Source organism: Streptomyces hainanensis, from assembly GCF_004348415.1.
Classification (GTDB): Bacteria; Actinomycetota; Actinomycetes; order Streptomycetales; family Streptomycetaceae; genus Streptomyces; species Streptomyces hainanensis.
Window position 1 is genome coordinate 1 of record NZ_SMKI01000186.1, and the last position, 13,666, is coordinate 13,666.

Below are 13,666 nucleotides of genomic sequence, written 5' to 3' on the forward strand. Positions count from 1 at the left end.
GACACGACAGCCCGGCCACCCATGCGAAGAGGCGTATGTGTGGCCGCCCTGTCAGGACCACCGAGTCGACATCCGGACGAACAACAGGGAAGGGGGGTGGACTCGTCCGCGTTGGCCAGGCCGTCGGGGCCGAGGACGACGCCGGCGGTCGAGGTGTGGACCAGGGTGCGCACCTCCTGGGCGCGACACTGCTCGACGACGTGGCGGGTGCCGTCCACGTTGGTCGCCCAGTAGGGGTGCGGGGGGCCGCCGACCCCGACGAGGGCCGCGCTGTGGATCACGGCGTCGCAGCCGGCGAGGGCCCGGGCCACGGCGGTGGGATCGGCGAGGTCGCCCTGGAACTGCCGGACGCCGATCCGGGCCAGGGCGGCGCTCGGCCGGCGGCTGAACGAGACGGTGTCGGTGCCGCGGGCGACCAGGCGGCGACAGATCTCGCTGCCGAGGAAGCCGCTGCCCCCGGTGACCAGGACCCTCGAAGGACCGCCCATCCGCCCCACCGATCCCCTCCGCCGCCCCCCTTCTCCGAAGAACGCCGGGGAGCCCGACAACGGGCACCGCTCAGCATAGGCGGCCGGGCCGGTAAGTGCCGGTATCTGTCGGCATATCACCTGATGGAGGTACATCCTGCTCGGCGGGCCCTGGTGAGGGTGCTCGGGACGGCCGTCCCGTCGGCGGTCGGACGCGGGTCAGGTCGGCCACGGTATGCCGGTCCGGCTGGCAACAAGCTGTCCATGCCGCTGCAACATTCGGACAGCGGCGGGTCTCCTTCCGGCCAGTCAACGCGGGTAGCGTTCGGGTCGTTTGGCGGTTTCCCGTAGGTTCAGGTGGCTTCGCAGGAGGATACGGATGGCCCTTCCCACCCGTCCGACGCCGCCCCCTCCGACCTCGCGAAGACGGGGGTAGCGGGGGTGCGGTTCCAGCTCCTCGGTCCGTTGAGCCTGACGGACGGCGTGGAGACCGTGGTGCTCCAGCCGTCCAAGCCGAGCAACCTGTTGGCGGCGCTGCTGCTGCGGTCCAACACCCTGGTGTCGGCCGAGTACCTGCAGCGGATGATCTGGGGCGACGAGCAACCGGCCACGGCCCGGGCCTCGTTGCAGACGTGCGTGCTGCGGCTGCGGCGGCTCTTCGCCAAGCACGGGGTGCTGGACACGCCCATCGAGGCGGTGCCCGGCGGCTACCGGATCACCGCGGACGCCAGGTCGCTCGACCTGGTCGACTTCCGGGAGCGGGTCCGCGCCGCCGAACGGTCGGACGCCGGCCCGGACGCCGAACTCGGCATGCTGCGCGACGCGTTGACCCTGTGGCAGGGATCGCTGCTGGCCAACGTCCGCTCCGAGCCGATGCACCGCGACGAGGTGCCGCGGCTGCACGAGGAGCGGCTGCGGGTGGTGGAGCGCGTCTGCGACCTGCACCTGGAGCTCGGCCACTGCGGGCAGGCCGTCGTCGAGCTGTGGAGCCTGACCCGCGCCCACCCGGGACACGGCCGGTTCCGTGAGCAGTTGATCGAGGGCCTGTACCGCACGGGGCGGCAGAGCGAGGCGCTGGCCGAGTACCGCAGGTTCAAGGCCTTTCTGCGGCAGGCGCTCGGCGTCGATCCGTCCGCCGCGCTGCAACGCCTCGAACTGGCCATCCTGCGCGGCGAGGAGCTGCGGAGCGTGGCGCCGGCGCGGGTCGAACTGTCGGCGCGGCCCGAGCCGCCCGAGGTGCCGTGGTTCACCGGGCGGGCCGCCGAGGTGACGGCGTTGACCGAGCGGCTGCGGAAGACCGCGGGACGCCCGGCGCTCGAACTGGTCTGCGGGGCACCGGGCATCGGCAAGACCTCGCTGGCCCAGCAGGTGGCGCACCTGACCGGAGCCGAGTTCCCCGGCGGCCGGCTGCTGCTGCGCCTCACCGACCAGGAGGGCCGGCCGCGCCCTGCCGCCGAGGTCGACGACGAACTCGCCGCCGCGCTACCGGGGTTCCAGCGCGGCGGCGGCCCACGCGCGCTGCTGGTGCTCGACGACGTGACGGACCCGGCACAGGTGCGGCGGCTGCTGCCCGGCACCGGCGAACACGCCGTCATCGTCACCAGCCGGATGGGGCTCGCCGGCCTGGTCGCCACCCACGGTGGCCGGGTGCGGCGGCTCGACACGTTCCGGCCGGACGAGTCACGGGAGTTGCTGGCCGCCGTGCTCGGCGAGGAGCGGGTGACGGCCGAACCGGAGGCGACGGACGCGCTGGCCGCCGCCTGCGGGCACCATCCGCTGGCGCTGGTGATCGCCGCCGCCCGGCTGCTGACCAGGCCGGCGCTGGGCCTGGCCGACGGCCTCTGCTGGATCGCCGCCGATCCGCTCGCCAGGCTCTCGCTGCCGGACGCACCGCTGATGTCCGTGCCGCGCGTGGTGCGCGGGGCGCTGGAGCGCCTGGAGCCGGCGCTGGCCGAGGCGTTGCTGGCGCTCGGCGGCCTGCCGTCGGCCCGGTTCGGCCGGGCGGAGGCGGCCGGGGTGCTCGGGCTGCCGGAGGCGGAGGCCGACGGGGTGCTGGAACGGCTCGTGGACGCCGGCCTGTTGGAGGACGGCCCGCCGGGGCCCTACCGGCTGCACGGGCTGCTGCGGCTCTACGCCGGCCCGACCGGCCACCGGGCGCCCCCCGGCAAGCCACCGGACCGGCCGGCGGACCGGCCGGTGGGCCGCGCACCCGACCGCGGACCCGACCGCGGACCGGGCCGCGAACCGGACCGTGAACCGGACCGCGGCGCCGGCCAGGGACCAGATCACAGACCGAACGAGAGACCGAGACAGAGGGTGTGACGGGGATGGCGACAGCGTTTGACGGAGTGGCCGGGATCCGGCCGCGCATCCGGCGGGACGTGCTGTTCACGCGGACGCCGGGCGGGGTGCTCTTCCACAACGCCGACGGCGGGTTCCACCTGACCGGGAAGACCGCGTACCGGTTCGCCTCGCTGATCGTGCCGCACCTGGACGGCTCGCGGCCGCTGGCCGAGATCTGCGCGGGCCTCGGCGAGCAGCAGCGCGCCATGGTGGCCTCGCTGGTCGGCTCGCTGCTGGAGCGGGACTTCGCGCGCGACGCCGAGCCGGCGCCGGACGCCGGGCTGCCGGCCGCCGTGGCCGAGCGGTTCGCCGAGCAGATCGCCTACGTCGACCACTACGTGGACGGCGCCGAGGCACGCTTCCGCCGCTTCCGCGAGACGTCGGTCGCCGTCCTCGGCACGGGCGAGGTGGCGGAGTGGTGCGTGCTCAGCCTGGTGCGCAACGGCATCGCCGCCGTGGACGCCGAGACCGCCACGCCGTCCGCCGAGGTGGAGGCGTGGGAGCTGGCCGAGGCGGACTGCCCGGTGCGGCTCGGCACCGTCCGGGACGGGAACACCGCCGGCTACGACGTGGTGGTGGTCGCCGGCGCTGACGCGCTGGCCCGCGCCACCCGGCTGCTGGCCGCCGGCCTGCCCGCCGACCAACTGCTGATACCCGCCTGGACGTTCGGCGAGCGGGCGATCGTCGGGCCGCGTGCCGAGGCGGGCCGGGCCGGCTGCCCCGGCTGCGCGCTGCTGCGGTTCGGCACCAACCTGGACCCGGCCGCGGCCGTCGAGCTGTGGAGCGAGCTGGCCGACGGCGCCGACGCGGGCGCCCGGCCGGCCGGCGGGCCGCTGGCCGGCCCGGTGGCCGCCATGATCGGCAACCTGCTCGGCTACGAGATCTTCCGCACCGCCACCGGCGCGCTGCCCGCCGAGACGGACGGCCAACTCCTGGTCCAGGACCTGGACTCGCTGGATGTCACGGCCGAGCCGCTGCGCCCGCACCCGCGCTGCCGACGGTGCGCCACGCCGGCCGAACCGGCGTCGGTCCCCCAGGAGTTGGCGGTGTCCCGCACCGTGACGGTGGAGTCCGCGCGGGACGCCGAGGACCTGGTGGCGGAGCTGAACCGGATCAGCACCGCCCTGGTCAGGCCGTACGCCGGGGTGTTCACCCGCTGGGACGACGAGGGCCTGACCCAGACCCCGCTCAAGGTGTCGCGGGTCGAGGCGCCGCTCGGCGCCGCCGGCACCCGACTGGTCGCCGCGTTCGACGTGCACCACCTGGCGGGAGCCAGGCAGCGCGGGCTGCGGGCCGCCGCCACCGCCTACGTCGACCACGTGGTGCCGGCCGGGACGCTGCCCGGCGGGGGCCACGGCGGGCTGCCGGCGGTCGGCCCCGAGGCGCTGACGGTGGGCGGCGTGGGGCCGGTCGCGGCCTGGTCCACGGCCGTCTCGCTGCTGACCAAGGAGGAGACGGCGGTGCCGGCCGCCGCGCTGCGGCCCTTCGGCCCGCACAACCGCGACCTGCTGGTGGCCAGGAGCGCGGCCGGCGCGGGCGCCGGCGACACCCCGGGCGAGGCGGCCGGGCACGCACTGCTCTCCGCGCTGGCGCACGACGCGCTGCTACGCGCGGTGCGCGGCGCCACGGTGGTGCGGCCGGTCGAACCGGCCGAGGACGACGCCGAGTCGGTGTTCCTGCACCGCACCGCCGGCACCCTGGGCGTCGAGGTGGAACTGCTCGACCTCGGCGAGGCCGCGCGCTCGGGCGCGCACGCGGTGCTGGCGCGCGAGCGCGGCACGGCGGGAGCCCGGTGGGCGGTCGGCTGCGACCTGTCGGCCGGCGCGGCGGCCGTGGCCGCGCTGCGTGACCTGCTCGGCGCGGTCCAACTCGAAGCGGAGACCGGCGAGTCGGCGGACGTCGGCGACCCGCTGCTCGGCGACCTGGCGCCCGGCGCCGTCGCCGTCACCGGGCCGGCCGTGCCGGCGGCCCCGGCCGTGACGTTCCCCGCCGTCCTCGACCGGCTGCGCGCCGCCGGCCGCGACGCGCTGTACGCCGCGACGACCCCGGCCGACCTGCGGTCGGCCGGCCTGCACACCGCCCGCGTCCTGCTCACCACCGGCTCCGCCGATGCGGCCCGCTAGGGCCGCGGCGGCCGGGCCGGCACCGTCCGCGAACGGCCTGCCGGCCGGGCCGCCCGTGACACGGGCGGAACCAGCCGGGTCGGCGAAGCCGGCCGGGGCGGCCACACCGGCCGAACCGTCCGCGGACGGCTCCCCGGCCGCCGAGCCGGCGGAGCCGGCCGCGCCCGCCGGGAAGGCGGGGGTCGTGCCGGGCACCGCACCGGTGGAGCCTGCGGCTCCGGCCGAGTTGGTCGCGTGGTGTGCCGCGCTGACCCGGCTGATCGGCCGGTCCACCGCCGTGGCGGTGGACGTCCGGCCGCTCGGCGTCCGGGACGCGTTCCGTGCCGCGCCCGACGCGGCACCCGGCGTCCCGGTGCGGCTGTACGGCCGACACGCCGTCGTCGGGCCGGCCCCCGCCACAGCCGACCCGCACACCGCCGCCGTCGGGTCAGCCTCCGGCGCTGCCGGTCTCGCAGCCTGCCCGCACTGCCTGGAGCGTCGCTGGCAGGCGGTCCGTTCGGTGGCGCTGCGCGAGGCCGTGGAGCTGGGTGGGGACACCCTGGCCGCCGGCCGGCCGCCGTACGTCACGCCGTTCGCCGCCGACGCGGTGGCCGCCGTCGTCGAGGCGGCGGCCCGGCACGCCGGCGTCGTGCACCTCGTCGACCTGGCGGAGCTGACCGTGCGTCGCTACCCGCTGCTGCCGGACCCGGAGTGCCCCGGCTGCGGCCACCCGGAGCCGGACACGGCCGAGGCCGCCGGCCGCGCGCTGCGGCTGACCGAGCCGGCGCCCAAGCACCGGCCGGGCTCGTTCCGGGTGCGGGAGCTCGGCGCCTACCACCTGCCGACCGACGCCTACGCCAACCCGGTCTGCGGCGCGCTGGGCCCGAGCGTCGTCTACGACGTCTCCTCCACCTCGACCTCCGCCACGATCGGCTGCTTCTCGCTCCGCTCGGGCGACTACCTGCGCGAGACGTTCTGGGGCGGGCACGCCGACCGGTTCGGCGACAGCGTGCGGATCGGGATCCTGGAGGGCCTGGAGCGGTACGCCGGGATGCGGCCGCGCACCCGGGCCAGCGCGGTGCGGGCCAGCCTCGCCGAGCTGACCGCCGACGGCGCGGACGTCGTCGACCCGCGGCAGTGCGGGCTGTACGCGCCGGAGTTCCACGCGGCCAACCCGCACGTCGCGCCGTTCGCGCCGGAGCGGGAGATCGCCTGGGTCTGGGGCTACTCCCTCGGTCGGGAGCGTCCGGTGCTGGTGCCCGAGGTGCTGACCTACTACCACACCCCCGGGCTGGCCGGCCGGTTCGTGCAGGAGAGCTCCAACGGCTGTGCCTCCGGCGGCAGTCTGGCGGAGGCCGTGTACTTCGGCCTGATGGAGGTGATCGAGCGGGACGCGTTCCTGCTCACCTGGTACGGGCGGCAGCCGCTGCCCGAGATCGACCCGGCCAGCAGTACCCGCGCCGCCACCCGGCAGATGGTGGACCGGCTCGCCATGTACGGCTACGAGGCGCGGTTCTTCGACGCCGCGCTCACCTTCCCGGTACCGGTGGTGGCCGGGGTGGCGGTGCGGCACGACGGCGGGCTCGGCCGGATGTGCTTCGGTGCCGGCGCCGGGCTCGACCCGGAGGCCGCGCTGGCCTCGGCGCTGTGCGAGATCGCCACCGACGCCGTCAACCTGCCGGGCCGCACGGAGCGCGAGGAGACCCGACTGCGCGCCATGGCCGCCGACTTCGATCTGGTGGCGGCGCTGCACGACCATCCGCTGGTCTACGGGGTGCCCGAGATGGGCCGGCACGCCGAGTTCCTGCTGGGCGCGCCGGGCGCGCCGCGGCCCGAACGGCACGCGTTGACGGAACGGTTCGGCCCGGGACGGACGCTCACGCCCGCCGACGACCTGCGGGACGACGTGCGGGGCTGCGTGGCGGCCGTCGCCGAGGCCGGGTTCGAGGTGGTCGTCGTCGACCAGACCATGCCGGGGCAGCGGGAGTTGGGGCTGCACACGGTCAGCGTGCTGGTGCCCGGGCTGCTGCCGATCGACTTCGGGTGGCGCAGGCAGCGGGCCCTGACCATGCCGCGGCTCCGCACCGGCCTGCGCGCGGCGGGGCTGCGCGACCGCGACCTGACGCCCGCCGACCTCAACCCCGCGCCGCACCCGTTCCCATGACCGAGACGAACCCGCCAGAGCGAGAGACCCACGAGGGGGCAGTGGACATGGGATACGCCCATGAGTACGCCACCGCGATCATGCATCGCGGGCGGATCCCGATGGAGCCGGCCGACCACGTGCCGAACTGGGCCGACGGGCCCCGCAAGACCAAGTTCTACCCGGGGTCCGAGCGGCTGCCGCTGCCCGCGGACGGTGGCTACCCGGCCGCCGCGACGGTGGCCCGCGGGCTGACCGGCACGGACGAACCGGCCGCCGACGGCTGGACGTTCGACCTGTCGGCGCTCTCCGGGCTGCTGCTCGACTCGTACGGTCTCACCGGCCGCCGGCTCGGCGTGCAGGCCAACACCGACCTGGACGCGCTGCCGTTCTACCCGCTGGCCAACTGGTCGCGCGGCACGGCCTCCGGCGGCGGGCTCTACCCGGTGGCGGTCTACTGGGTGAGCGGGGCGAGCGGCCCGCTGCCGCCCGGTGTGCACCACTACTCGCCGCGCCACCACGCGATGCGGCGGCTGCTCACCGGCGACGTCACAGGCGAGGTGCGGGCCGCGCTCGGCGACGCGGCGCCCGGCCCGGAGACCGACCAGTACCTGGTGCTCGGCGTGAAGTACTGGCAGAACGCGTTCAAGTACAACAGCTTCTCGTTCCACGCCGTCTCGATGGACGTGGGGGCGCTGCTCGGCACCTGGCGGATGTGGACGCGGGCCCGTGGCGGCGCGCTGGCGCCGGCGCTGTGGTTCGACGAGGCGCGGCTGGCCCGGCTGTTGGGGGTGCGGGGCGAGGAGGAGGGGATCTTCGCCGTGGTGCCGCTGCCGTGGGCCGGCGCCAACCGTGCGGCGGACGCCCCCGCTTCGGCGGCCGTGGCGCGGCGTGACGAGGAACGGTCCCGCCGGGTGCTGGAGTTCGCGGCGCTGCGGGAGATGCAGCGGACCACCTCGGCCGAGGCCGCCGACCGGCCAGGGCCCGGCGCGCTGGCGCCGGCCGCCGCGCTGCCGGCGTCGCCCGGCCGGCCGGCCCGCCCGCTGCCCGAGCCGGCGCCGCTGACCGCCGGCGTGCGGGCCGCGCTGCGTGCCCGCCGCAGCAGCTTCGGTCGCTTCGCCGCCGATCACCGGCCGCTGCCGGCACCGGAGTTGGCCGCGCTGCTGGCGGCCGCGGCGGCCGGGGCGCGGCTCGGCGGCGACGCCGGGGCGGCCGGTGCCGACGCGCTCGCCCGGGTGTACGCGTTCGTCAACCACGTCGACGGGGTGGAGCCCGGGGTCTACGCCTACGAGCCGGGGGTGAACGCGCTGCGCCCGGTGGTGGACGGCGCGCCGGGGCCCTTCCTCCAGAAGAACTACTTCCTGGCCAACTACAACCTGGAGCGGGCCGCCGCCGTGCTGGTGCCGACCATCCGCACCCACGCCGTGCTGGACGCCGTGGGCGACCGGGGCTACCGGCTGGTCAACGCGATGATCGGGGGTGTCGCGCAGGCCACCTACACGGCCGCCGCCGCCCTGTCGACCGGCTGCGGGGTGGCCCTCGGCTTCGACAACATCTCCTACCGCGAGGAGCTCGGGCTGCTGGACACCGACGAGCAGCCGCTGCTGATCATGCTGGTCGGCGCCGACCGGCCGGCGCCCGCCGACTTCCGCTTCGAGATCGCGTGAGGGGCGGGGACGAGCCGATGCGCGGGGACGAGCCGATGGGCACGGAAGGCGCCGAGCGGGGCTGGGAGTTGGGCGAGCTGTTCACGGCCCGCGTCGCCGGCCTGCCGCTCGACGTGGTGCGCGGGCTGCGGGCCACGGCCAGCCGGGCCTGGGCCGACGAGGTGCTGGACGCGGCCGACCGGTCGACCGCGACCGGCGAACGGGTGGCCGACCTGCTGCACGACCTGGTCGGCAGCAACGAGGACGAGGCCGCCAGGCGCGCGTTGCTGCGGCTGCGCCGCGAGGTGTTCAACAACCGGCGGCCGCGCGACCCGGACGCCGATCTGGCGCTGGTCGCCGACCTCGACCAGGCGGCGGCCGAGGCGCTGGCCGACTGGCTGGCGGCCAGGGAGCTGCTGGCCGGGCGCGAGGCGGCGGGCCCCGGGCTGCTGGAAGCGGAACTCCGGGAAGGCCGCGCCGCGTTGCGTCGGCTCGCGGCCGACGCACGGCTACGCTCCGGGGTGCTGCTCGCCTCGCCGCCGCTGGACGCCGAACTCGACGCGTTCCTCGCCGCCGCCCCCGGGAAGGGCGGCAAGCGGGCCAGGAAGACGGAGCGGTCGCTGCTGGCGTACCTCTACCGGACGGCGTGCAAGACCAGCCCGTTCTCCACCTTCACCGGCGTCGCCCTCGGCACCCTGCACGACGCCGGCGACGCCGCCAGCGCCGAGGAACCGCTGGCGCTCGCCGGGCCCTGGACCAGCCACCCGAGGCTGAACGTCCTCGTCCTCGGCCGGGTCGCGGAGGCCGTGGTCGCCGATCCGGGGCGCCGCGCCGACCTGCCGGTGGCGCCCGCGCCCGGCTGGGGCCGGGAGGACGACCGGGTGCGGTACGTGCGGCGCTGGGTGACGGCCGGCGACGACGACACCGCCGTCACCTTCGACACCGTGCGGGACCGGGTGTTCTTCCTGCGCCGCAGCGGCGTCCTGGAGCGGATGCTGGCGCTCTTCGGCGAGCGCCCCGGGCTGCGCTACGGCGAGCTGGTGCGCTGGCTGGCGGCCGACCGCGGCGAGCCGGCGGCGGACGTCGAGCGCTACCTGGCGGCGCTGGTCGAGGTCGGCATGGTGCAGGTGCCGTCGCTGTCCACCGGCGCCCACGACACGGACCCGCTGCGCGCCTTCCAGGAGTCGCTGCGCGCCCTGGGGCGGCCCTGGGCGACCCGCGCCGCCGCCGCGCTCGACGGCCCCGCCGGCTGTCTGGCCCGCTACCCGGTGGCCTCGCCCGCCGAACGGCGCGCGCTGCTCGCCGAGCTGCGCGAGCGACTGGCCGGCGTGCAGCGGGAGTTGGGCGTCGAGCAGCCACGGGTGCCGCGCACCGTGCTCTACGAGGACGTCACGGCCCCGGCCGTGTCGGCGTCGCGCGCCGCGTTCTCCGCCGCCCTGGCCGAGCCGCTGCGGTCCGTCGAGCGGGTGCTGCCGGCCTTCGACCTGACGCTGCCGCAGCGCCTCACCTTCAAGGGCTTCTTCCTCGCCAGGTTCGGCGCCGGCGGCCGCTGCGACGACCTGCTGCGGCTGATCCACGACTTCCACGAGGACTTCTTCGACCAGTACCTGTCGTTCACCTCCCGCAAGCCGCGGTTCGACGCCGAGGGCCGGCACACGCCGGAGGAGAACTGGCTCGGCCTGCCGCAGCTGAAGGCGCTCGACGCGGCCAGGCAGGTCTTCCAGGACGGGGTGCGGGCCCGCTGGGCCGGGCACCAGGACGGCGGCGGCGGCGAACTCGTCCTGGACGACGCGCTGTTGGCGGCGGTGGCCGCCGAACTCGAACCGCTGCCCAGGGGCCTTGAGCTGTACAGCCACCATGTGCAGCTGGCCGCGGCGGGCCCCGGCGAGCCGCTGGTGGTGCTCAACCGCTCCTACGGCGGCCTGTCGTTCCCGTTCAGCCGCTTCACCCACTGCCACGACGGGCTGTCCGCGCGGCTGCGGGACCGGGCCCGCCGACTCCAGCCGCCGGGCGCGGTGTTCGCCGAGGTGACCGGCGGCCCGGTGACCAGCAACCTGAACCTGCACGGCGAGCTCACCGACCACGAGATCGTCTGCCCGGGCGAGACCAGCTCGGTGCCGGCCGACCGGCAGCTGCACCTGGCCGACCTCTCCCTGGTACACGACCGGGCGGCGGACCGCCTCGTGCTGCGCTCGGCGCGGCTGGGCCGCGAGGTGGTGCCCGTCTACCTCGGCTACCTGGTGCCGCTCGCGCTGCCCGAGGTGCCCCGTACCCTGCTGCTGCTCTCCCCCACCTCGATGTCGCCGCTCGACGTGTGGGGCGGCATCCCGGCGGGACCCGAGCGCGACGGCGTGACCCACCGGCCCCGGGTGCGGCACGGCCGGCTGGTGCTCGGCCGGCGCGGCTGGACGGCGCCGGCCACCGCGCTGCCGCCGCGTGCGACGGGCGGCGGGGACGCCGACTGGTACCTGGGCTGGCGGCGCTGGCGCCGCCACCACGGCCTGCCGGAGCGGGTGTACGCCACCGTCACCGACGGCGGGGCGCGGGGCGCCACGGGCGCCAAGCCGCAGTACGTCGACCTGGAGAGCCCGCTGTCGCTGCTGGCCTTCGAGGGCCTGGTGCGCCGCCCGGAGGCCCGGGTGGTGTTCCGCGAGGCGCTGCCCGACCAGGAGGGGCCGCTGCTCGGCTCCGAACAGGGCGCGCACGTCACCGAGTTCGCCGTCGAGACCGTGCGGGTGCCGCACGTGGAAGGGACCGCGCCGTGAGCGAGCCGACACCGCGAGAGGCCCCGGGGGCCTGGCAGGCCGTGCACGTGTACTACGCGGCCAACCCCCGCCCCCTGCTGCTGAACTGCGTACGCCCGCTGGTCGCCGAGCTGGAACGGGACGGGCTGCTCGACGGCTGGTTCTTCATCAACTACTGGCTGGAGGGCCCGCACGTCAGGCTGCGGCTGCGGCCCTCGTCCCCGGCCGCCGAGGACGAGGTGCGGCGGCGCGCCGAGGAGGCGATCGACGGGTTCCTCACCCGCCGCCCGGCGCTCTACGAGGTGGACTCCGGCTTCCTCAACGAGTTCTACAACCAGCTCTTCGACATCGAGTTCAGCCCCGCCGAGCGCGTCGACTACCTGGACGCGGACGGCCGGATGAACCTGCGGCCGAACAACTCCCGCTCCTGGCTGCCGTACGAGCCCGAGTTCGGCAAGTACGGCGGCCCGGCCGGCGTCGCCCTCGCCGAGTGGCACTTCCGCCACTCCAGCGAGCTGGTGATCGACGCGTTCCGCACCAAGAACCTGCACCTGCGCACCGTGCTGCTCGGCACCTCGGCCCAGCTGATGACGGTGATGGCCGCGTGCTTCGTCGCCGACGACGAGCCGCTGGCCGACTACCTGGACAGCTACTACGCGTTCTGGCACCGGGCGTTCCCCGACACCGGCTTCATCGGCAGCGTCGAGTACGAGCGCAAGGCCGACGAGGTCGGGCCGCCGCTGACCCGCTGGTACGAGCGGATCCGGGGCGCGGTGGAGGCCGGGGATCCGGGGCTGCTGCCGGACTTCCTGGGCCGCTGGGTCGACCACTGCACCGAACTCGCCCGCAGGGTGACCGAGTTGGCGGACCGCGGGGAGTTGGTGTTCCGCTCCTGGGACGGCGAGCGGGAGGAGCCGGTCACCGACCGGCACGAGGCGCTGGTCCGACTCCTCTCCCCCTACATGCACATGACGAACAACCGGCTGCACGTCACCATCCAGGACGAGGCGTACCTCTCGCACGTCCTGGGCCGGGCGCTCCGCCGCCGGCTGCCGGCGCCCGCGGGCGGCGAGCGGTGACCGCCCGGGGATCGTCACTGGCCGGGCTCCGCCCCCGGCTGCGCCCCGGCGTCCTGATCAGCGACCCGCTGCTGCTCGGGCCGAGGACCGTGCACCTGGTGAAGGAGCCGGCCGGCGGCCGGTCGTTCGAGGTCGGGCCGCGCGAACGGTTCCTGATGGCCAGGATGGACGGCAGCCACACCCTGGAGGAGCTGGGCACGGCCTACGCCGAGACGTTCGGCAAACGGCTCGGCGACGCCAACTGGCGTCAGCTGCTGGCCCTGTTGGGCGGCCGCGGCCTGCTCGACGGCGCCCCCGCCCCGCCGAAAGACGCCGCCGAGCGGCCGGCCAACGGCGTGCTGCGCGGCAGCGTGCGGCTGGTCGCGGACGCCCACGCCACCGCGGGCCGGCTGCACCGGGCCGTCGGCTTCCTGCTCGCCCCCGGCTGGCAGGCGGCACAACTCGCCCTGCTGGCCGGCATGGTGGCGGTGTTCCTCGCCCGCCTGCCGGAGCTGGTCGACGGCGCCGCCACGGTGTTCACCCACCCGGTGCTGCTGCTCGCCGTCGCCACCGCGCTCTGGTTCAGCACCGCGCTGCACGAGCTGGCACACGCGGTCGCCGCCCGGCACCACGGCGGCCGGGTCGGCGAGATCGGCCTGCGCTGGCGGCTGCCGGTGGTGATCATGTACTGCGTCGTCGACGACTACCCGTACCTCGGCACCCGCCGGCAGCGGATCGTGGTCGCCGCGGCCGGCGCCGTCACCAACCTGCTGTTCCTGACGCCGTTCTGCGTCTGGTGGCTGCTCGCGCCGGCCGGCGCCACCCGCGAGGCGCTGGCCGGACTGCTGTTCCTCGGCACCCTCCAGGCCCTCGCCATGCTGGTGCCGCTGCCACCGCTCGACGGCTACACCATCGTCGGCCAGGCGCTGCGCGCCACCCGACTGGCCACCTCGAGCCGGGAGTTCCTCGCCCTCGCGGCGCGCCGCGACCCGGCGGCCGCCGCCTACCCGCGGGAGGCCAGGCGGGCCTACCTCGGCTACGGTCTGTGCGCGGTGCTGGCCGGCTGCCTGCTGCTCGCCGCGCTCGTCCTGCTCGTCCACGCCCTCCTGGTCGCCTGACCTCCACCGTGCCATCCGAAGGAGAGATCCCCGTGCCCCACCCAC

Annotated in this window: 8 protein-coding genes; 7 read left to right on the top strand and 1 reads right to left on the bottom strand. The window is 76.0% G+C overall.

The window, feature by feature from the left end; all coding sequences use genetic code 11:
- Positions 1–488: NAD-dependent epimerase/dehydratase family protein (locus E1283_RS18315; protein ID WP_132819152.1), on the bottom strand; the 488-nt coding region annotated here is incomplete at its 3' end.
- A 420-nt stretch (positions 489–908) separates the two neighbouring features.
- On the opposite strand from E1283_RS18315, the gene E1283_RS18320 reads away from it, so the two are divergent.
- The 7 genes from E1283_RS18320 (at position 909) to E1283_RS18350 (ending at position 13,621) form a co-directional block, all read left to right on the top strand.
- Positions 909–2,789 (top strand): AfsR/SARP family transcriptional regulator, encoded by a 1,881-nt coding sequence (locus tag E1283_RS18320; RefSeq protein WP_132819153.1) that lies wholly within the window; start codon positions 909–911, stop codon positions 2,787–2,789.
- A 5-nt stretch (positions 2,790–2,794) separates the two neighbouring features.
- The gene (locus E1283_RS18325; protein WP_132819154.1) at positions 2,795–4,933 is read left to right on the top strand and encodes a TOMM precursor leader peptide-binding protein; all 2,139 of its coding nucleotides are present in this window, start codon (positions 2,795–2,797) and stop codon (positions 4,931–4,933) included.
- Between the two features lie 184 nt (positions 4,934–5,117).
- Positions 5,118–7,076: a TOMM precursor leader peptide-binding protein gene (locus tag E1283_RS18330; RefSeq protein ID WP_425086197.1), complete on the top strand. Its 1,959-nt coding sequence runs from the start codon at positions 5,118–5,120 to the stop codon at positions 7,074–7,076.
- A 47-nt stretch (positions 7,077–7,123) separates the two neighbouring features.
- A complete protein-coding gene (locus E1283_RS18335) occupies positions 7,124–8,722 on the top strand; it encodes a nitroreductase family protein (protein WP_132819156.1) in 1,599 nt (532 codons plus the stop codon).
- A 35-nt stretch (positions 8,723–8,757) separates the two neighbouring features.
- Entirely contained in the window at positions 8,758–11,466 is a 2,709-nt protein-coding gene (locus E1283_RS18340; RefSeq protein WP_207930446.1) for a lantibiotic dehydratase, read from the top strand.
- Positions 11,463–12,524 (top strand): lantibiotic dehydratase C-terminal domain-containing protein, encoded by a 1,062-nt coding sequence (locus E1283_RS18345; protein WP_132819158.1) that lies wholly within the window; start codon positions 11,463–11,465, stop codon positions 12,522–12,524. The genes E1283_RS18340 and E1283_RS18345 overlap by 4 nt, the downstream gene beginning before the upstream one ends.
- Entirely contained in the window at positions 12,521–13,621 is a 1,101-nt protein-coding gene (locus E1283_RS18350; protein ID WP_132819159.1) for a metalloprotease, read from the top strand. Before E1283_RS18345 ends, E1283_RS18350 begins: the two co-directional genes overlap by 4 nt.
- Positions 13,622–13,666 lie beyond the last annotated feature (45 nt).